Source organism: Bradyrhizobium sp. SZCCHNR1015 (genome assembly GCF_032489875.1).
Lineage (GTDB): Bacteria > Pseudomonadota > Alphaproteobacteria > Rhizobiales > Xanthobacteraceae > Bradyrhizobium.
The window spans coordinates 243,130-262,768 of the sequence record NZ_JAUEYW010000001.1 but is presented as its reverse complement, the minus strand read 5'-3'; the positions used below and the strand labels follow the sequence as shown (position 1 = coordinate 262,768).

Sequence of the window (19,639 nt, the reverse complement as noted above, 5' to 3'; positions counted from 1 at the left end):
GTCATCGCGCCATGACCCGCCACACCACCGCGCACTACTTCCTCGAGGCGCTCGTCGAGATCGGCGTCGACTACATCTTTGCCAATCTCGGCACCGATCATGTCTCGCTGATCGAGGAACTTGCGCGCTGGGACAGCGAAGGCCGACGGCACCCGGAGGTGATCCTGTGCCCCCACGAGGTGGTCGCGGTGCACATGGCGATGGGCTATGCGAGTGCGACCGGCCGCGGACAGGCCGTGTTCGTCCACGTCGATGCCGGCACGGCGAACGCGTGCATGGCCATTCAGAATGCCTTTCGCTACCGGCTTCCGGTGCTGCTGTTCGCGGGGCGGGCCCCGTTCGCGCTGCATGGCGAGCTGCCGGGAGGACGTGACACCTACGTCCACTTCGTGCAGGAGAGTTTCGATCAGGGCAGCGTCATCAGGCCCTATGTCAAATGGGAATACACGCTGCCGTCGGGCGTCGTCGTCAAGGAGGCGGTGGCCCGCGCCGCCGCATTCATGCACAGTGATCCGCCCGGCCCGGTCTACATGATGCTGCCGCGGGAAACCCTGGCCGAGACCTGGGACGAGCAGGCGATGCCGGCCTACCCGGCCGCGCGCTATGGCAGCGTCAAAGCGGGAGGCATCGAGCCGGAACGGGCGCAGGCGATCGCGGACGCGCTGATGAAGGCGGACAATCCGATCGCGCTGACCGCCTATCTCGGCCGCAGCGCCGACGCGGTTTCCGTCATGGAGCGGCTGGCGCTGGTGTGCGGCATCCGCGTCGCCGAGTTCAATCCCGTCACGATGAACATCTGCCAGGACTCCCCCTGCTTTGCGGGCGCCGACCCCGCCGCGCTCATCGCAGGCGCCGACCTCGGACTGCTCATCGACATCGACGTGCCCTTCATTCCGCAGATGCTGAAGGCGGCCGATCGGCTGCGCTGGATCCAGATCGACATCGACGCCCTGAAGGCGGACATCCCGATGTGGGGATTTGCCACCGACCTTCGCATTCAGGGCGATTCGGCCGTCATTCTCCGCCAGGTCCTGGAGATCGTCGTCGCCCGTGCCGACGATGCGTATCTGAGAAAAGTGCGCGATCGGATCGCGAGCTGGCAGTCCGCCCGCGAGGCGGCACAGGCGAAACGCACGTCCGCGGCGGGCCAGAAGGGCCGGACCGGCGCGATCAACCCGGCCTATCTGTTCGCCCGGCTGCAGGCGCATCTGTCGGAGGACGACATCGTCGTCAACGAGGCGGTCCGCAATGCGCCGCTCCTGCAGCAGCAGCTTCGCCGCACCAGGCCGATGACCTATGTGGGCCTCGCTGGCGGCGGCCTCGGCTTCAGCGGCGGCATGGCGCTCGGGCTCAAGCTCGCCAATCCCTCGACACGCGTGGTGCAGATCGTCGGCGACGGCGCCTACCATTTCGCCGCACCGGATTCCGTCTACGCCGTAGCGCAGCAATACCAGCTCCCGATCCTGACCGTGATCCTCGACAACAACGGATGGCAGGCGGTGAAGGCGTCGGTTCAGCGCGTCTATCCCGATGGCACGGCCCAGCGGACGGACTCGTTTCTGTCCCGGCTCTGCACCGGCCGTCAGGACGAGCAGCGCCGTCTCGCCGACATCGCCAGCGCATTTGGGGCCCATGGCGAGCGGGTCGACGATCCCGATGCCCTCGATGCGGCGATCGAGCGCTGCGTCGCAGCCGTCGATGGCGGTCGCGCCGCGGTGCTGCATGTGGACATCACGCCGCTTTAGTTCGATCGGGCGCGACCAAACGGCGCGGTCTGACCCGGCGCGGCGGTCAGTTCTCTTTGCCTACATCGAGCTCGTCCCTGCTGACGGGGCCACTCTGCAAGTGGTCCTTGCCTGAAGATGTCGACAGCTATGGAACAACACGGAGAAGGCCAGTTGAACATGAGGTATGAAATGAATCATGCCGAGCTTCGGGACAGACCCGGTAAATCTTCCAATCTGGCGAGGGACGCTTCCAGATCAGCGATCGCGCTCCCATATCGCGCGCCTGCCACGCTCCGTGCCCTAACTAGGTGCGCCCGTGCTTCCTCCAGACGCTTTACATGCAAGCAGGCCCGCACACGTGCAGCATGTATCGGAAACTTATGCCCTCCATAGCGATTGGCGCGTTCGAAAAACCGCATTGCGAGATCCAGATCAGATCTACAACGAGCAGTTAAGGTACCTAGCATCGTCCAGAACTCCGCTTCATCAACACCGAAGAGCACGTCGTGGCCGAATGCGTCTTGCCCGAAAAAACGCCGTCGCGCATCAGTCAAGATGTTTGCGAGTTGGTTTGGAGCTTCGAGGTCAGTCTCAAACTTAGATAACAGGTTAACATCGAACCACTCTTCATCCACGATGGACCTGCAAGCAATCCAGGCCTTGAAATTGTGGGCATGGTCGAAGCCCTGACGCAATGACTCCGAAAGAAACGAGAGCGCGTCATTCACAATGGTCAATCCCCTGCTTCGATCTTGCGAATATGCAGCAGTCGACGCCTCGCCTATGATGTACGCCACTCGGCTCAACGCAGGACGAAATCCGAAATCGATGCCCTTCCAAAATGCGTCTATCGACTTGGTATATTGAAATGTCTGCCGATAGAAGATTGGACGATATTTTGCAGACGCGCCGTATTCTAGAAGTTCGGGGCCCTCCAAACTCTGGCCTATAGCGGCTATCCGTTCATCATACTCCGCAACCGACCTCAGCGGGAGCAATCTTGCCTTCGAGTATTCCACGAGCAAAGACTGCAGCAACGCCGACGAGGATCTGACGAGAGACAGGCTACGTTTCGCGCAGCGTTCAGCTTCGCTGAACGAACTCTCTTGGTGTGATTGAAGTCGCTGCAAGCGGCCTCGCCACCTGACGACGGCTGACTTCACTATTAAGATATAGGCCAAGGCGTCCTGATCTTCAGCTGAAGCACTAACTGAATCGAGCTTGTCGTTCAGAGCCTTTGCCAATGTGAGCTTCTTTTGCGTATCGAATACGCTGTACTCATCCCTTAAGAAAAGCAGCATAAGCGAAACCGCGACGGGCACCTTTCGCGCGTCTGCTATCTTTCTCAGCAGAGCGGTGCTCGCCTGCAGACCCTTCTCCCATCGAGACGAAGAATAGTCGTTCTCCAACGACGTCGTCTTGAGTTCAAGTCGCGCCAACTCCACCCATTGCACGGCAGTTTCGACCAACGGGTTGAGCGCAATATCGCCTAGAACACGCTCTGCCTCCCGGAGAAGACTGCGCCCCTCTTTTGGTCCGCTCAGGGTCGCCTCATTCATCAGGTCATAGATTCGACCGACCCTGACATCTTGCGCCAACTCGTGGTGGTCGAACCTGAATGGACTGCTCTGAAACAAGTCATCTACGAATCTAGCGACGTGACGAGCTTTGTTCATGACCATCTGGAAGAGGATCGCCGGCGGGTATTCGCTCGGTTTTTCCTGATCGATCAGGTGATGGTGCTTTCGGCAAAGCAGCATCAAGTTGTTTTCAGAATCGAGATCGACGTGCGGAAACGATGCTTTGAATTCGGATCGACTGCCATCATTCACCGGCAGGATGTGGCAGAGTTCGCCGATCATCTCGATGTGCCCATTGGACCATCTTGCAGCGATTTCCCCACAAGCACCGTACTCACAGTGACCAATCGATCTCATAAAGATCGAGGTTCGGACACTCTGTCGAATTTTTTCTCTTGAGGCCATACGCGCAACCCGCATGTCGCTCGACAAAATAATCTCATTTGAACGAAAGGCACTTCTGAACGGCGTGGCCGTCGGCCGCTATTGATACAAATCAATATTATGATTGACACGTTTTAGTTGTAAGTTTTTTGTCTGTAAAGTCATCCGCATCTGTGAGCCGAGATGGCTGTTAGAGCCGTTGAATCGGCTGCATCTGTTTGATTTTGCTGCGCGATGAAGCTGATGGTGGCCCACTAAGCGGCCGCCGGAGACGCTCAAAGAATATAGCGAATAAGCGCTCAAATCAGTTGATTTGGATGGTTGCGCACTCGATCGAGTGGCAATCGATAGTGGTTGGATACCTTTACTATTCTACGCAACCCGGGGCACGCCGTGATAGCGCTCCACCACGATGTCGCGCTTGGTGGCGTCGACGCGCACGGTCATGTCGTAATGGCCCTCGTGCAGCTCCTTGGCCAGCACCTCGGCGTTGCGGTGCAGCCAGGAGATGCCGGCGCCGTCGGCGGCGTCGATGGTGAGGTCCAACGTGGTGCGCGCCGCCGCGAGCCGGTCCTCGATGGTCTGCAGCAGCGCGTCGACGCCCTCCCCGGTTTCGGCCGAGACCAGCAGGCAAGGCCGCTCCGGCGGACGCCGCGCGGCGATGTTGGCTAGGTTCTCGCGCGCAGCCGCATCGAGCCGGTCGATCTTGTTCCAGACCTCGATGATGGTGTCGGTGGCCTCGGGATCGATGCCGAGCTGGCTCAGCACCAGCTCGACGTCGTGCTGCTGCGCCTCGGCATCCTCATGCGACATGTCGCGGACGTGCAGGATCACGTCGGCCTCCAGCACCTCCTCGAGCGTGGCGCGGAAGGCGGCGACGAGCTGCGTCGGCAGGTTGGAGATGAAGCCCACGGTGTCCGACAGCATCGCCTTGCCGCCATGCGGCAGCGTGATCGCGCGCAAGGTCGGATCGAGCGTCGCGAACAGCATGTCGGCGGCCTGGACGTCGGCGCGCGTCAGGCGATTGAACAGCGTCGACTTGCCGGCATTGGTGTAGCCGACCAGAGCCACGACGCGATACGGCACACGCTGGCGTCCGGCGCGATGCAGCCGCCGCGTCGCCTGGACCTTCTTCAGCTCGTTCTCGAGCCGCGTGATGCGGTCGCCGATCAACCGGCGGTCGGCCTCGATCTGGGTCTCGCCGGGACCGCCCATGAAGCCGAAGCCGCCGCGCTGGCGTTCGAGATGGGTCCAGGACCGCACCAGACGGCTGCGCTGATAGTTGAGATGCGCGAGCTCGACCTGCAGCGCGCCCTCCTTGGTCTTGGCGCGGCGGCCGAAGATCTCGAGGATCAAGCCGGTGCGATCGAGCACCTTGGTGTTCCAGGCCTTCTCCAGGTTGCGCTGCTGGATCGGCGAGAGCGCGCAATCCATCACCACCAGCTCGACGCCATGGCCGGCGATCACGCCGGCAATCTCTTCGACCTTGCCCTTGCCGAGATAGGTCGCGGGGCGAATCTGCCCGATCGGCGCGAGAATGGCCTCGGCCACGGTCAGCTCGATGGCCCGCGCGAGGCCGGCGGCCTCGTCGATCCGCGCCTCGAAATCACGCATGTCGGATTGGCCTGCTTGCGCGCCATCGTCGCCGCGGCGCGCTCGCAAGTAGGGGCCGACCACGATGACGAGCCCGGTCCCCTTGTTGTCATCCGGCCTCGACAGGCCGATGGTCCCTTCGCGATCGCGGGGTTCCAATCAGGTCACTCTCACGTCAGGTCAGACTTACGCAGACGCGTCCTCGCCACCCTCGAACAGCTGGATCGGCGCTCCCGGCATGATGGTGGAGATCGCATGCTTGTAGACGAGCTGCGAGTGACCGTCGCGCCGGAGCAGCAGGCAGAAATTGTCGAACCATGTGACAATCCCCTGCAGTTTTACGCCATTGACCAGGAAGATCGTGAGCGGCGTCTTGGTTTTGCGGACATGGTTGAGAAAGGTGTCTTGTAGGTTTTGTGCGCGGTCGGCCGCCATTGTTGTTATCTCGCAGTCTTGTGCTTTTTCTTATTGAACCTTCGATGACCCGATCGCAGGCCCCGGATTCATCGAGGTGACCCATGGTCCATTGAGATCCCCCTCGAGGGACCACGGGATGCCGGATTAGAAGACAGGCGAGCATATTAGGCAAGCCGCTTGCAGGGAAGCCGGTTCCAAAAGACCCGGATTCATCCGTAAAATTCCGGAACTCGCCGAATTTTCCAATGTAAATTCGTCCAGTCGGCAAGTTTGGCCGAGCCGAAGGCCTCAGCCGACGCCGAGCGCCTTCAGCTTGCGATGCAGGGCGGACCGCTCCATGCCCACGAACTCGGCGGTGCGCGAGATATTGCCGGAAAAGCGGCTGATCTGGGCGATCAGATAGTCCCGCTCGAACACCTCGCGTGCCTCGCGCAACGGCAGTCCCATGATGTGCTCGCCATTGTTGCTGGTCGGCATCGCCGGCACCATCGATCCCACATCCGGCGGCAGCATGTCCGCGGTGATGATCACCTCCGGTCCACCGGCGGCCAGAATCATCACGCGCTCGACGTTGTTGCGGAGCTGGCGGACGTTGCCGGGCCACACATGCGACTGCAGCACGGCCATGGCGTCCTGCCCGATCTGCCGCTTCGGCAGGCCGGTCGTGACCGAGATCTGGTCCATGAAATAGTCGATCAGCTCGGGAATGTCCTCGCGGCGCTCCGACAGCGGCGGAACCCGGATCGGCACCACCGACAGACGGTGATACAGATCCTCGCGGAAACGGCCGGCGGCAATCTCCTCCTCGAGATTCCGAGCGGTCGAGGAGATGATGCGCACGTCGACGTGCACCTTGGTGGTGCCGCCGGCGCGCTGAAACGTCTGGTCGACCAGCACGCGCAGGATCTTGTTCTGCGTTTCGCGTGGCATGTCGGCGATCTCGTCGACGAACAGCGTGCCGCCGTGGGCCTCTTCGAGCGCGCCGGTCTTGCGCGCCTGCTCGCCATTGGACTGCTCGATGCCGAACAGCTCCTCCTCCATCCGCTCCGGCGTGATCGCGGCGGCGTTGATGACGACGAACGGGCCTTCGGAGCGCGGCGACTGCGCGTGCAGCGACCGCGCGGCGAGCTCCTTGCCCGAGCCGGGAGGGCCGACGATCAGGATCCGGCTGTTGGCCTTGGCGGCGCGCTCGATGGTCTGGCGCAGCTGGTTCATCGATGGCGAGCGACCGGTCATGGTGCTCGCGGTCGGCGCCAGCTGCTTCAGCTCGCGCACCTCGCGCTTGAGCCGCGAATTCTCCAACGCACGCGTCGCGACCAGAATCAGGCGGTCGGACTTGAACGGCTTCTCGATGAAGTCATAGGCGCCGCGCTTGATCGCGGCGACCGCCGTTTCGATGTTGCCGTGGCCGGAGATCATCACCACCGGCAGGTCGGGATGGTCCTTCTTGATCTGCTCGAGCAGCTGCAGACCGTCCAACTTGGAGCCTTGCAGCCAGATGTCCAGGAACACCAGGTTGGGACGGCGGCTCGTGATCTCCGCGAGCGCCGAATCGCTGTCGCGCGCGGTTCGCGTCGTGAAGCCTTCGTCGTCCAGGATGCCGGCGACCAGCTCCCGGATATCGGCTTCATCGTCGACAATCAGAATATCACTCGCCATGGGTCACGCCTGTCTCGTCAGCTGCCGGTTGCGGCTTGGATTTTTGGTTCATCATTGGTCGTTTGAACCGTGTCGGCGGTTTCGCCGCCGGCCTCGGTCTTCTGCGCATTGTCAGACGCCGCCGCCTGCTCCTTCGCGCCCGTCTTGGCGGCCTGGCCGGAGACGGCAAAGCGCAGCCGCATCCAGGCGCCACGCTGGCCGGGACGAAAATCGGATGCGTCCTTCAGCTCGAGCTTGCCGCCATGGTCTTCCAGCACGCGGCCGACGATCGCGAGCCCGAGGCCGGTGCCCTTGGCGCGCGTCGTGACGTAGGGCTCGAGCAGCCGCTGCCGCGCCACCTTCGGCAGGCCGATGCCGTTGTCGATGACGTCGATCAGCACGTCCTCACCCTCGCGCGAGGCGACGACATCGATTCGGCCCTTGCCGAGCTCCGCCTCGGGCACCACCTCGATCGCCTCGGTGGCGTTCTTGATGATGTTGGTCAGCGCCTGCGAGATCAGGCGGCGATCGAACTGCGCGCGCAACGGGTCCTGCTTGATCTCGGTCTCGATGTCGATCTCGGGATGCGCGACCTTCATCAGGAACACGGCCTGCCGCACGGTGTCGGCGACGTCCTCGCCCTCCATCACCGGCTTCGGCATCCGCGCGAACCGCGAGAACTCGTCGACCATTCGCCTGATGTCGTCGACCTGCCGCACGATCGTCTCGGTACATTGCTCAAATACCGCCTTGTCCTCGGTGATGACCTTGCCGAATTTGCGGCGGATGCGTTCAGCCGAGAGTTGAATCGGCGTCAGCGGATTCTTGATCTCGTGTGCGATGCGGCGCGCGACGTCGCCCCACGCCGAGGTGCGCTGCGCCGACACCAGCTCGGTGATGTCGTCGAGCGTGATGATGTAGCTGTCGCGCGCCTGGTTGGTCTGCTCGGCGGTGACGCGCACCGACAGATTGCGCTCATGGCCGTCGCGCTGGATCGTGATCTGGCCCTGCACCAGCCGCTGCTTGCCCTCGCGCGCGGTCTTCATCATGTCGTCGAGCTCGGGCAGCACGTCGGAGAGCGGATGATCGAGCACCTCCTGCTCGGCATGTCCGATCAGCTTCTCGGCCGAGCGGTTGAGGATGCCGACGCTGCCGGAGGCATCGACACCGATGATGCCGGCGGAGGCCGACGACAGCACCGCCTCGATGAAGCGGCGCCGGCTGTCGATCAAATCGCTGGCGCTGACCAGCTCGTCGCGCTGCGTGCGCAGCTCCTGCGTCATCTTGTTGAAGGTCTGGCCGAGCTGGGCGAGATCGCCCTCCGAGCGATGCACCGGGACCTGGACGTTGAGATCACCGGTCGACACGGTGTTGGCGGCATTCATCAGTTGCCGGATCGGCGCCACCAGCCAGTTGGCGAAGTTCAGCCCGATCAGCACCGAGGCCATCAGGATGGTCAGCGCGATCACCGCGAACATCAGCGCGAAGGCGATCTGGATGCCGAAGCGCCGCGCCTCGACCTGGGCATATTCGGCGACCGACAGCTCGGTCTGCTTGAGCTGCTCGACGACCTGCGGATCGAGCGGACGCGCGACGTAGAGGAAGGTGTCGTTGAACGCGCGCAGCCGGATCACCGCAGCGACGTAGTTCGACTCCGGCAGCACCGCGATCTCGGGTTCCTCCTCCCGGACATTGTTCAGGAAGTCGGGTGCCGGCGGCGAATAGGCCAGTTGCACCCCGCCGGACTCGGCCCAGACGATCGGATTGGTGTTCTTGTCGATGATCATCGCACCCGGCAGATTGCGCGAGGCGGCGCTGGTGGTCAGCAGATCGCGGAAGCTGGCGCGATCCTGATCGAACAGCGGCCGCGCACGGGCGATGTCATTGGCCATGCCAATGATGTCGCCGCGGATGAACTGCGCGTGCTCCTGCATGTAGGCGCGCGCGATGGTCAGCGAGTTCTGGATCGCGACCTTGGCCGGTCCGGAGAACAGCCGGTCGAGGCCGCGATCGATGGTGACGTTGGCGGCCACCGCGACCAGCACCGCCGGCAGGACCGCGATCACCGAGAACAGGCTGACGATCTGGACGTGCAGCCGTGCCGCCGCCCGGCCGCGGCGGCGGGCCTGCACCACCTGCCAGACCTCGCGGATGATGATCCCGACCAGGACCAGGATCGTTCCGGCATCGATCAAGTAGAAGGTCTTGACGACGTCCGTCGTCGGCTCAACCGGGGTCAGCCCGACCAGCACAATGAAGGTGAGGAAGGCCGACAGCAGCGCCAGCGCGACCGCGACCGGCGCGAGCCAGGTGCGCCAGGTCCAGCGTCGGCGGTCGGCGGACGAGGAATCGAAGGGGGTGGCCGAGGTCTCTGCGCTGGTCATTCCGGTAAGGTGGGTGATGCTGAACGCGGCACGTCCGGGAATCGGACTGATGCATTCCTACCACGCTGTTGCCAAATTGCGACAAATCCGCGGCGCGGAAGCGCGACGCGGATTTGTCTACAATAATTCTCACCTGAGGCGGGCTTGAGCCAGCCGCGAAGGTATCAAATCACCGTCACCCGCCGCTGCGGTACACCTGGATGTCGAGGTCGCGAATCTTCTTCCGCAGCGTGTTGCGGTTGAGACCGAGCAGATCGGCGGCGCGGATCTGGTTGCCGCGCGTCGCTGCGAGCGCTGCCGTCAGCAGCGGAATCTCGATCTCCTTGAGAATGCGGTGATAGAGGCCCGGCGGCGGCACGCCGTTCGGAAAGCCCTGGAAGTGCGAGGACAGATAGGCCTCGACGGCCCCCCCGAGATTGTCGATCGAGGTCGGCGCATTGGAGCCGGTCGTCACCGCGGGCGGGGCCAGCTCGCCGTCGATGACCGAGGCGGTGATGACGTCCTGCGGATACAGCGCCGCCAGGCGCCGCGCGAGGTTCTCCAGCTCGCGGACGTTGCCCGGCCAGCGGTGCTGCTTGAGCCGCTCGAGCGCGGCGGCATCGAGCTTCTTCGGCGGCAGCCCGTCCTTCTCGGCCAGCGCGAAGAAGTGCCGGACCAGATCCGGCAGGTCCTCAATGCGCTCGCGCAATGGCGGCAGCCGCAGCGGCACGACGTTGAGGCGGAAGAACAGGTCCTCGCGGAACAGCCCCTGCTGGATCAGGATGCGCAGGTCCTTGTTGGAGGCTGCGACGATGCGCACGTCGGTCTTGATCGGGGTGCGGCCGCCGACGGTGGTGTACTCGCCCTGCTGCAGCACGCGCAAAAGCCGCGTCTGGGCCTCCATCGGCATGTCGCCGATTTCGTCGAGGAACAAGGTGCCGCCCTCGGCCTGCTCGAAGCGGCCCGAGGCGCGGGTGTTGGCGCCGGTGAAGGCGCCGCGCTCATGGCCGAACAGTTCCGATTCGATCAGGTCGCGCGGGATCGCCGCCATGTTGACGGCGACGAACGGGCCGTTCCGGCGCTTGCCGTAATCGTGCAGCGCGCGGGCAACCAGTTCCTTGCCGGTGCCGCTCTCGCCGGAGATCATGACCGTGAGGTCGGTCTGCATCAGCCGCGCGAGCACGCGGTAGATGTCCTGCATCGCCGGCGAACGGCCGACCAGCGGGATCGATTCGAACTCGCCGTCGTCGGGCTGGCTCGCCGCCCGCTCCTTCGGCTCGGCCAGCGCGCGGCCGACGATCGCGATCAGCTCCTTCAGGTCGAAGGGTTTGGGCAGATACTCGTAGGCGCCGCGCTCCGAGGCCTTGATCGCGGTCATGAAGGTGTTCTGCGCGCTCATCACGATGACCGGCAGGTTCGGCCGCATCTTCTTGATGCGCGGCAAGAGGTCGAACGCGTTCTCGTCCGGCATCACCACGTCGGTGATGACGAGATCGCCCTCGCCCTGGCTCACCCAGCGCCACAAGGTGGCGGCGTTGCCGGTCAGCCGCACCTCATAGCCGGCGCGTGACAGCGCCTGGTTCAGGACCGTGCGGATGGCCGTATCGTCATCGGCAACGAGAATGCTACCTGCAGGCATAGGTGGTCCTCAATTTGATCCCTGTGAGGCATGCAACGGCGTCCCCGAAACGTCATCGCGATTGCTTTGGTCTGGTTGTTTGGTTGCGCTGTACATCGGCATCAGCACCCGGAAGGTCGTCTTGCGCGGCTGCGACTCGCACTCGATGATCCCGCCATGGTCGCCGACGATCTTCGCGACCAATGCAAGTCCGAGGCCGCTTCCGGTCGGCTTGGTGGTCACGAACGGATCGAACAGGTTGGGCATCAGGTCTTCCGGCACGCCGGGGCCGTTGTCCCTGACGCAGAACTCCAGCGGCAGCGACACCCGCGATTTCTTGCCGGGCACCGACAGCCGCACGCCCGGGCGGAACGCGGTGGTGAGCTGGATCTCCGCATCCGAGCCGAGATCGACGACCGCTTCCGCGGCATTCTTGACCAGGTTGAGAAACACCTGGATCAATTGATCCTGATTGGCGAGCACCGGCGGCAGCGACGGATCGTAGTCCTCGACGAAGCGGATGTTGCGGGCAAAGCCGGATTGCGCCAGCCGCTTCACGTGGTCGAGCACGGAGTGGATGTTCACCGGCCCGCGCGCCACCGGGCGGTCGTCGCCGAACACCTCCATGCGGTCGACCAAAGTGACGATGCGGTCGGCCTCGTCGCAGATCAGCCGGGTCAGCATGCGGTCCTCCGAGGAGGCCTGCTGCTCCAGGAGCTGCGCAGCGCCGCGGATGCCCGACAGCGGATTCTTGATCTCGTGCGCCAGCATCGCGGCCAGCGCGATCACCGAGCGCGCGGCGCTGCGGTGGGTGAGCTGGCGGTCCATCTTGTCGGCGATGGTGCGCTCCTGCAGCATGACGACGATATGGCCGGGCCGCTCCGGCAGCGGCGCGACGTGCAGGTCGACGAGACGATCGGCGCCGGTGCGCGGCGTGCCCAGATCGACCTTGTATTCGTTGACCGGCGCGCTCGTCGTGCGGACCTGGTCGATCAGCGCCAGGAGCGGGCTGCCAAACGGCACCAGCTTCTTCAGCGACTGCCGCTGCAAAAACTGCGTCGAGGAATCGAAGAACGATTCCGCCGCCATGTTGGCGTCCATGATCATGCCGTCCGGGCCGATGACGAGAACCGGATTGGGCAAGGCGTTGAGGATGGCGTCGCCATCCGACGGAAGTCGCTTGCGCTGTTCTGCGGCTGAGCTCATGCGGCTGCACTCCAGGCAAAATCGTCGAAAGCGTCACGCAGCGCCCGATGCACCAAAGACGGCTGCTCGGACGTGAGGATACGGTCGCGCCAGGCCTTCAGTTTTTCGGCCGGCGCGCGGGCATGCTCAGCGGCGACGTCGAGCCCCCAACTGAGATGCTTGCGGGCGTGGCGCAGGCCGACACGCGCGCCGTAATGGCGGCAGATCTCGTCATAGAGCGCCGTGAGCAGTGCGAGCTGCTGCGCCAGCTCCGGCGCGCCCTCCTCCGCCCCGCCATTGAGCTGGCGGCCGATCTGACCGGGCAGCCAGGGGGCGCCTTGCGCGCCGCGCCCGATCATCACGGCATCCGCGCCGGAGGCGTCGAGCGCCTCGCGCGCGTCTTCGTAGGTGGTGATGTCGCCGTTGACGACGACCGGCAGATCGACGGCGTCCTTCACCGCGCGCACCGCGCTCCAGTCGGCCTCGCCCTTGTAGAACTGCTGCCGGGTGCGGCCATGCACCGTGATCAGCTGCACGCCCGCGGCCTGCGCGCGGCGCGCCAGCTCCGGCGCGTTCAGGCTGCGCTCGTCCCAGCCGAGCCGCATCTTCAGGGTCACGGGCACATCGACGGCCTCGACCGTCGCCTCGATCAAGGTCAGCGCATGATCGAGATCGCGCATCAGGGCCGAGCCGGACTGGCCGCCGGTGACATGCCGCGCCGGGCAACCCATGTTGATGTCGATGATATCGGCGCCGCCGTCCTCGGCGACCCTGGCGCCCTCCGCCATCCAATGCGCCTGGCAGCCGGCGAGCTGCACGACATGTGGCCCGATGCCGCTGGCCTCGCAGCGCAACCGGGATATCCACCGCCCGCGCACGAGATCGTCGCTCGCGGTCATCTCGGACACCACCAGACCGGCGCCGAGCTCGGCCGCGAGTCGGCGGAACGGCGCGTCGGTGATGCCCGACATCGGCGCCAGAATGGCCCGGTTGGCGAGCGAAACGTCGCCTATCTTCAAGGCTTTGGCTGGTGGTTTGGCCGGACCGGTCACGAACGACTCTTAAAGCTCTTTGGACGCATCATCGCGTCTGCGCTGCACTCTCAAGCACAAATCTTGGGCAGTCAAGCGTCATGCCTACACTTTAGCCAAAACGATCAGTATTTCAAGTGCAGTGCAGCAAAATATGCTTGTTCGGCAGTCATGGTAAACCCTTGAGCCGCCGGATTTTTGCATGGCTCCACGGCGGTTCGCAGCAGCGGATCGGCCTTCAAGTGCCTCACGGCGCCTTACGAACGCGTCGCGGTCGCAGTCGCCGCTCAAGTCATGTGTGATCCTGCTCGCTTAACATCCTCTGCAGATGTAAGAAGCCGGCAAATCTCCTCACCCTGGTCTTTCATCAGCATCGATATCCTGTTCCCATGACGACTTCTCAGCGGACTGCAGCCATCCTCGTCGCGGCCGGACGCGGCCTGCGCGCCGGCGCCGGTGGTCCGAAGCAGTACCGCACGATTGGCGGCCGTACCGTCATCCATCGCGCGCTCGCCGCCTTCGCCGATCATCCCGAGGTGGAGGTGGTCCAGCCGGTGGTGAATCCCGATGACATCGACATCTTCAATGCTGCCGTATCAGGCCTGCGCCACGAGGTCCCCGCACATGGTGGCGCAACGCGCCAGGCCTCGGTGCTGGCAGGCCTGGAAGCGCTGGCGCCGCACAAGCCCGACATCGTGCTGATCCACGATGCCGCGCGTCCGTTCGTCACGCCGGCCGTGATCTCGCGCGCGATTGTCGCGGCCGGCAAGACCGGTGCGGCGATTCCCGTTGTGCCGGTGACCGACACCATCAAGGAGGTCGGAACGGGCGGCGACATCACCGCGACGCCGGAGCGCGCGAAGCTGCGCATCGCACAGACGCCACAGACCTTCAAGTTCGAGACGATCCTCGAGGCGCATCGCCGCGCCGCGCGCGAGGGCCTCACCGAGTTCACAGATGATGCGGCGATTGCGGAATGGGCGGGATTGACCGTCGCGACCTTTGAGGGCGATGTTGCCAACATGAAGCTCACCACACCGGAAGATTTCGTGCGCGAGGAAGCGCGCCTCGTAGCATCGCTCGGCGACATCCGGACCGGCACCGGCTACGACGTCCACGCGTTCGGCGAGGGCGACCATGTCTGGCTGTGCGGCCTGCGTGTGCCGCATAGCAAGGGCTTCCTGGCCCACTCCGACGGCGATGTCGGTTTGCACGCTCTGGTTGATGCAATTTTGGGCGCCCTGGCCGATGGCGACATCGGCTCGCACTTCCCGCCCTCCGACATGAAGTGGAAGGGCGCGGCCTCCGATCAGTTCCTGAAATACGCCATCGAGCGCGTCACCGCGCGCGGCGGCCGCGTCGCCAATCTCGAGGTCACGATGATCTGCGAGCGGCCGAAGATCGGCCCGCTGCGCGACCAGATGCGCGCCCGCATCGCCGAGATCACCGGCGTCGACATCTCGCGCATCGCCGTGAAGGCCACGACGAGCGAGCGCCTCGGCTTCACCGGCCGCGAGGAAGGCATCGCGGCCACCGCAAGCGCGACGATCCGGTTGCCGTGGGGTGTGTAACGAGTAGGACTGGATTGATCTGACCAGGTGGTAGAAACCCGCTACCGACATTAGCCTACGAGATTGATCCAATCCGAGTTTGAGTCGAGCTATCACCGCGACCGCGGTGCGCCCCTCGCCCCGTTCTTGCGGGGAGAGGGTTGGGGTGAGGGGCAGCCGCACGGGAAGTGTGTGCGGATAGACCTGCACCCTCTCACCCGGATTGCATCTTGCGATGCAATCCGACCTCTCCCCGCTCGAGCGAAGTTTCGCTTCGCGCTGGCAGGCGAGGTAAATCGAGCCCGCCGAGAACGCTTCGAGATCATCGAACGTTATGCGGACTTGGACGTAGATGCTGATGCTGCTCTCAGGGTATCGAGGACGAGCGGGGACATGGCGAGCGAACGTCAAATCGGCTCCACCAGCGCGCTGGCCCGCTCGCTGCTCGACCTCTGCCGGTCGCGCAAGCTGATGATCGCGACCGCCGAGTCCTGCACCGGCGGCCTGGTCGCCGCCGCGCTCACCGACATCCCCGGCTCCTCCGACGTCATCGACCGCGGCTTCGTCACCTATTCCAACGAGGCCAAGCGCGCGATGCTCGGCGTCGAGGCCTCGACCTTGCAGACCTTCGGCGCCGTCTCCAAGGAGACCGCGATCCAGATGGCCGTCGGCGCCCTGGAGCGCGCCGACGTCGATCTCGCCGTCGCCATCACCGGCATCGCCGGCCCCGGCGGCGCCACCCCCGGCAAGCCGGTGGGCCTGGTCCATTTCGCCGTCGCAGCCCGCGACGGCCGCATCACCCACCGCGAGCACCGCTTCGGTGCCATCGGCCGCAGCACGGTCCGGACGCGCTCGGTGGTCGAGGCGTTGCGGATGCTGATGGAGTTGGCGCGGCCGCAGGTCGCCGTGAAGCCGAAGCGCGCTGCGGCGACGAGACTGCGCCCGCGCGTGGCGCGCGCGCCACGGCTGCATCCGGTGAAGCGGCCGAGGCGTCCGCGAACTTAGTTGGATGTGACGCGGCTCTCGCCGCACCGTCATCGCGAGCGCAGCGACGCGATCCAGGGCCTTTCCCACTTCAAGACTCTGGATTGCTTCGGCGCAACCGCGCCTCGCAATGAGGTGGATGGAGCGGTAGATTTCAAGCGGATGAACGTACCGGCGTATCAACAATGAAAGAGCGCAAGACATCCGTCTCCGACCTGATGGTCAACGATCTCTTCCATGCAGCGTTTTCGAACGACGCTGTCAAAATTTGTATCGTGACGGAGAGGGACGACAGCACCTTTACGGCACGGGCGCTGACGACCCAGGAAACATTCCGCTTCGACCGAAGGAGCGGCGTGAGCATTCCTTTTGAAGCCGATGGCGCTGTCTGCACGATCGACTCGGTAGCGCCGCTTCCCAACGACGTCCGCGATGCCCTGCTCGGCCATGATCGACGCTGCCGGACCTCCAAAGACCCCGACGCGGGTCGGTTGAGCGTGACGGAACGGCATGCCCTGCTCGACGCCCAAAAACTTTACGAGGTCAATCGGTTCAGACGATGAAACGGCGACCACGAGCGCCGCGCCAATCGATCCTGTTCATCGGCTGGGGGTAGCCGCAGAACCTCGAAGACCTGATCAAGCAATCTTGTCATCGCGCTGGATCATGACTCCTGCCCCCCGCCGGGATTGGTTTCTCCAAGCGGGGATATACCGGCTTGGCAGGCACGGTTAGCGCGCGCCTCGTATTTTGCTATCTCGCGGCGGATTGACTTAAATCAACCTACGATTGTAATACTAGGGAGCTCTCCGACCGAATGTGAAAGCGGTGTGCCAGAGTAACGCCTCACGTTGTCACCAATCTTCCTGAACGTCGCAGCGCAATTGCAAGCGGCTCCAACCACAGAGGAACGTTCGTGAGTGAAAACCTTGTTTCCTTTGTCCAAGCCTTCACAGTCGATTTTTTTGGTTCACTTCTTCCAGGTGTGCTTCTGCTGGTCGGCATCTATGTAGGAATTCTCTACCCTATAGACATATTGTACTGCACCTACGGAACTCACTGGCACGCCATCTGTGATACGATCCAAGGATTACACAGCCAATCCACCACCACGCTCGGCAATGTTCTGGCACTCGGCGCCGCCTATCTGATCGGCATCACGTATTCGAAACGATCCGTCGCATGGGCGGACACTGCGAGCTACTACTATGCCGAGACCGTGGTCGCAAAGTCACATCAGCCTCACGCCAGCCCTGTCACCCGTCTTCGCCAGTTGTCGGAGCCACCAACCAACTTCTGGACACTTGAACAACTATTCGCCTATCTGCGATTTAAGCTATTCGACAGTCCACGCTTCGCGTTCGGCATCCCAGTTAACGGTATGCCGCTTGTGGAATTTCCCTATGATAACTTGCGGAGCTACCTTGTGCGCATAGGGCTTCCCCACATCGCGCAGCACATCAGGTGGGAGCCCCGGCCTCCAGAGCCCTGCTCTTCAGACGAACATGAGTTCTGCAGAGATCAACAGAGACGGCAGGGCATGGATCTCGACAATTTCAATGCGATTAAGACGCGGATAGAGATCAATTCTCCCAGCGTGTACCGTTCGATCATTCAGCTCGAAGCGCAAAATCGACTTCTTGCATCGACGTTTTCTGTCGCGACGCAAGTGTGGTTGCTTATTCTTGTTTTCCTCATGGTGTTCTATGTCCCCGTGGTGACACTGGCGTGGCGCCCGCCCAACGACGACCTGTCGGTCTTGCTCTTGCCGCTCTCAGCAAGTTTCGTGTTGTGTCTTTTCCGCCATCGGATTCTTCTCACCCTGCATAAGGAGCGTGTCCGTGAAGCGGTGCGGGTCTACGAATCGGCTGCGATTTTGGGCCTCCTTGACGTCGAGGAGCCGCCGACGACCAATGCCGACCTCGTCATAGCCGATCCCGGCGACACTGCGGACGAACAGACATAGCTGACATGGCCTCGTTGGCAAACGGCGACGGGAAAGCCGCCGTCCCGCGCATCTGTGCCGATACGCCCGCGGATTTCGACCGCGCGGCGTTTCACCGGGAGTTTGACGCCGAGGTCGTCAGGTTCTTCTCCGAGAGGTTGGGCAAGTAGGATCCGCGGCAGGACCTGTGTTCCGCCGCGTCTCTCTCACGCGCGCCAGAACGGACGACGGCACAGCCGCCGCGCTTCCTCGCGCGTTAGGCCGTAATCCTCCAACTCCTCGTCTGCCATCCAAGGCAGCTCCCGACCGAAGCGGCGGCGCTCGCGCCAGCGCTGCCACCAGAGCCGCAGCAAACACACTGGCTCGGGCCCGGCGCGGCTTCGATCGGGGACCGGTGGCACCAAGTAGTAGACGTTCGCGCCGGGCTTTGGCGAGATCGGATGACTCGACGGGGGATCGCGACCGCGTTCGGAGAGCCCTGCTGGTCGCGACGTGTCACGCAGCATACGCGCCTCGAGGGCGCTGATGCTCGGATCGTCGGTCGTGCTCGGCATGGCGGGCTCCCTTGCGAATGAAGAACCTGCCGGCAATTAAAAAAGCCGCCAGGTCCCTGGCGGCTGATCGGATCAAATGCTGCAATCGTCAGATTGAGCGCGATCCTCCCGCCGCCAGCGAGCTGCGGTGCGTCCAACGACCAAAGCGATGAGTGGCGACGGTGATCATGGGCGGCTCTATAGCCGATCCATCTGAGGTTGTCATCCTCGAATGGGAGCCGAGCCGAGCGCCCTCCCCCGGTTTGCTCAGGACGGAAAAGTGCCGACGGTCCGCGCGAGTTGCCGCGCCAACGCTCCAGGCAGAGCCTCATCAAAAATCCGGCTCAGCGAGCTGTAGTACCAGATCGTTCCCTCCCTTCCTCCGGTGAAGCGCTGCCACACCGCGTCGCCGACCTCATCAAGACCGCGCGCGATCGCCTCGGCATTGTCGACCTTGTCGGCGAGCGACACCAGCAGCGATGACGCCGGCTTGAGCGGCAGCTTGGCGAGATAGGCTTCCTTCCGCGGGCGCCATGCGGGCTTCGGATCGACCCAGGAATCCGTGCAGTCCGCGACGATCTCTGCGACGCCATCACCGAATCGCCGCCGGATCTCGTCCAGCGTGGCCTGTCCGCCCTGATCCTCGGCGGCGTCGTGCAGCAGGCCGGCGATGGCCTGCACCTCGCTGCCGCCCGCCGACAGCACGCGGCTGGAGACGCTGAGCAAGTGCGCGATGTAGGGCACCATGCTGCCCTTGCGCAATTGGGTCCGGTGCAACTTCGCCGCATAGACCAGCGCGTCGTCATAGAGATGAGAGAGTGACATCAGCCTGCTTTCCTCTTCAGATTGTCCCTTGAGCATCACGATAGCCGACCCGTCGGGCAAATCAGCCCTCTCGCGGTTTGTGCCCGGCCGGGTGCTGAATCCTTCCAGCCGCCGAAATCGCATTCCACCCCGTGCGCCACGCGACGAATTTCCCGAGTGCTTTCAATGTCCGACTCACTGTCCAGTCCTTCCCGCGAAAATATTCCGCTTTCGATTTTCCAGAATCCATGTTTCCTTCCCCTCATCCCGCCTCGACACGAGGGGCG

15 protein-coding genes are annotated in these 19,639 nt (G+C 63.6%); 5 read left to right on the top strand and 10 right to left on the bottom strand.

Annotated elements, in window-relative coordinates:
- Positions 1-11: 11 nt before the first annotated feature.
- A complete protein-coding gene (locus QX128_RS01135; RefSeq protein ID WP_316236468.1) occupies positions 12-1,745 on the top strand; it encodes a thiamine pyrophosphate-requiring protein in 1,734 nt (577 codons plus the stop codon).
- A gap of 176 nt (positions 1,746-1,921) precedes the next feature.
- Here the strand turns inward: QX128_RS01135 and QX128_RS01130 are convergent, their stop codons facing one another.
- From QX128_RS01130 to dusB, 8 genes are all read right to left on the bottom strand, one after another.
- Positions 1,922-3,589, bottom strand: coding sequence for an HNH endonuclease signature motif containing protein (locus QX128_RS01130; RefSeq protein WP_316178708.1), 1,668 nt, complete (start codon positions 3,587-3,589; stop codon positions 1,922-1,924).
- A 474-nt stretch (positions 3,590-4,063) separates the two neighbouring features.
- A complete protein-coding gene (gene hflX, locus QX128_RS01125; RefSeq protein WP_315799947.1) occupies positions 4,064-5,443 on the bottom strand; it encodes a GTPase HflX in 1,380 nt (459 codons plus the stop codon).
- Between the two features lie 27 nt (positions 5,444-5,470).
- Positions 5,471-5,719, bottom strand: coding sequence for an RNA chaperone Hfq (gene hfq / locus QX128_RS01120; RefSeq protein WP_006613906.1), 249 nt, complete (start codon positions 5,717-5,719; stop codon positions 5,471-5,473).
- Positions 5,720-5,989: 270 nt separating this feature from the next.
- Positions 5,990-7,360: a sigma-54 dependent transcriptional regulator gene (locus tag QX128_RS01115; protein WP_315799946.1), complete on the bottom strand. Its 1,371-nt coding sequence runs from the start codon at positions 7,358-7,360 to the stop codon at positions 5,990-5,992.
- 17 nt (positions 7,361-7,377) lie between these two features.
- The gene (locus QX128_RS01110; protein ID WP_316236467.1) at positions 7,378-9,723 is read right to left on the bottom strand and encodes a PAS domain-containing sensor histidine kinase; all 2,346 of its coding nucleotides are present in this window, start codon (positions 9,721-9,723) and stop codon (positions 7,378-7,380) included.
- A 175-nt stretch (positions 9,724-9,898) separates the two neighbouring features.
- Positions 9,899-11,341, bottom strand: coding sequence for a nitrogen regulation protein NR(I) (ntrC, locus tag QX128_RS01105; RefSeq protein ID WP_315799944.1), 1,443 nt, complete (start codon positions 11,339-11,341; stop codon positions 9,899-9,901).
- A 9-nt stretch (positions 11,342-11,350) separates the two neighbouring features.
- A complete protein-coding gene (locus QX128_RS01100) occupies positions 11,351-12,526 on the bottom strand; it encodes a nitrogen regulation protein NR(II) (protein WP_315799943.1) in 1,176 nt (391 codons plus the stop codon).
- On the bottom strand, positions 12,523-13,476 hold the full coding sequence (gene dusB / locus QX128_RS01095) for a tRNA dihydrouridine synthase DusB (RefSeq protein ID WP_316236702.1): 954 nt from the start codon (positions 13,474-13,476) through the stop codon (positions 12,523-12,525). The genes QX128_RS01100 and dusB overlap by 4 nt, the downstream gene beginning before the upstream one ends.
- A 449-nt stretch (positions 13,477-13,925) precedes the next feature.
- Between dusB and QX128_RS01090 the strand changes: the two genes are divergently transcribed.
- The 4 genes from QX128_RS01090 to QX128_RS01075 all read left to right on the top strand — a co-directional run bounded on the left by QX128_RS01090 (position 13,926) and on the right by QX128_RS01075 (position 18,036).
- Positions 13,926-15,107 carry a bifunctional 2-C-methyl-D-erythritol 4-phosphate cytidylyltransferase/2-C-methyl-D-erythritol 2,4-cyclodiphosphate synthase gene (locus QX128_RS01090; protein WP_316236466.1) on the top strand — a complete coding sequence of 394 codons (1,182 nt, stop codon included), beginning with the start codon at positions 13,926-13,928 and terminating at the stop codon, positions 15,105-15,107.
- A gap of 372 nt (positions 15,108-15,479) precedes the next feature.
- Positions 15,480-16,091, top strand: coding sequence for a CinA family protein (locus tag QX128_RS01085; RefSeq protein ID WP_316236465.1), 612 nt, complete (start codon positions 15,480-15,482; stop codon positions 16,089-16,091).
- A gap of 164 nt (positions 16,092-16,255) precedes the next feature.
- Positions 16,256-16,633 carry a hypothetical protein gene (locus tag QX128_RS01080; RefSeq protein WP_316236464.1) on the top strand — a complete coding sequence of 126 codons (378 nt, stop codon included), beginning with the start codon at positions 16,256-16,258 and terminating at the stop codon, positions 16,631-16,633.
- Between the two features lie 353 nt (positions 16,634-16,986).
- Positions 16,987-18,036: a hypothetical protein gene (locus QX128_RS01075; protein WP_316236463.1), complete on the top strand. Its 1,050-nt coding sequence runs from the start codon at positions 16,987-16,989 to the stop codon at positions 18,034-18,036.
- A 185-nt stretch (positions 18,037-18,221) separates the two neighbouring features.
- Here QX128_RS01075 and QX128_RS01065 read toward each other — a convergent pair whose 3' ends face one another.
- Together QX128_RS01065 and QX128_RS01060 are read right to left on the bottom strand one after the other, a co-directional pair.
- A complete protein-coding gene (locus tag QX128_RS01065; RefSeq protein ID WP_316236462.1) occupies positions 18,222-18,569 on the bottom strand; it encodes a DUF1127 domain-containing protein in 348 nt (115 codons plus the stop codon).
- A gap of 246 nt (positions 18,570-18,815) precedes the next feature.
- A complete protein-coding gene (locus tag QX128_RS01060) occupies positions 18,816-19,373 on the bottom strand; it encodes an HD domain-containing protein (RefSeq protein WP_316236461.1) in 558 nt (185 codons plus the stop codon).
- Between the last annotated feature and the right edge of the window lie 266 nt (positions 19,374-19,639).